At 44.1% G+C, this 884-nt stretch carries 1 protein-coding gene; it reads right to left on the bottom strand.

The window, feature by feature from the left end; translation table 11 throughout:
- Positions 1-135: 135 nt before the first annotated feature.
- Complete coding sequence (gene tsaA, locus R8O10_RS24300) at positions 136-831, bottom strand: tRNA (N6-threonylcarbamoyladenosine(37)-N6)-methyltransferase TrmO (RefSeq protein ID WP_017447760.1); 696 nt, start codon at positions 829-831, stop codon at positions 136-138.
- Positions 832-884 lie beyond the last annotated feature (53 nt).

The raw sequence follows: 884 nt of genomic DNA, 5'->3' as shown, positions 1-884 counted from the left end.
AAGAAGATAATTACTGGTACGCATTAAATTTATCCGTTTATTAAAGTTAGTTACTCAAGCCAGAATGGACAGGAGTATGAAGGTCCCAAGAAGGGAAAATTGTTAGCCGTCTATAATATCAGCCAATTGGCTTTGTCAAAAGCTTTCAATCGCCGTAACTGTTATTAAGTTGCTATTCACGCTGAACTTAACGTTCAGATCGAACAAATTTACCGCATATTCCTTGGTATCCGGTTTGTTCTTCTTGTATGCAGGACGTGGATCCTGCGCCAGAACTTGTTCGATCACCGATTGTACATATTGAGTATCGGATCGCTTTGCTAGCATCGCCAATGCTTGAGACGAAAAGGTGACGTTCGATTTTTCAGGCTCTTCACCAGCGTAGCCGCCAATCGCTTCAGGAATGGCATCTGAGTAAGGAATATAAGGTTTGATGTCGACAATCGGTGTGCCATCGACCAAATCAACACTGCCAAGATCAATATATATTTGATCACCTTTCTTCGTGATGCCTTTCACTTCGACTGCCGACATTCCAATGCCATTTGGTCGAAAGGTAGAGCGCGAAGCAAACACGCCAATACGCTCATTTCCACCCAAACGAGGAGGCCGTACGGTTGGTTTCCATCCTGCCTCCAAATTTTGGTCAAACAGAAACAATAACCAGACGTGAGAGAACTGTTCTAACCCGCGCACCGCTTCTGGGCTATTTGCCTCGCCTAACAGTTTTACTCGCGCTTTAGCGGCTGGAACTAGGCGCGGTTGGCGAGGGACGGCAAACTTCTCTTTGTAAGGGGTTTCAATGATGCCAATCGGCTCAATCGAATACATAGCAAATTTCTTCAAGATTCATTTAAGTGAAAAAGTATCACAAATTTCTCTTG

The sequence above is a fragment of the Vibrio sp. 1727 genome, assembly GCF_033344415.1.
Lineage (GTDB): Bacteria > Pseudomonadota > Gammaproteobacteria > Enterobacterales > Vibrionaceae > Vibrio > Vibrio alginolyticus.
This window is presented reverse-complemented; position numbering and strand designations above follow the sequence as displayed.

What these genes read in the sequence shown, in the direction of transcription:
- tsaA (WP_017447760.1), bottom strand. Translation starts at nt 831, where the DNA reads ATGTATTCGATTGAGCCGATTGGCATCATTGAAACCCCTTACAAAGAG.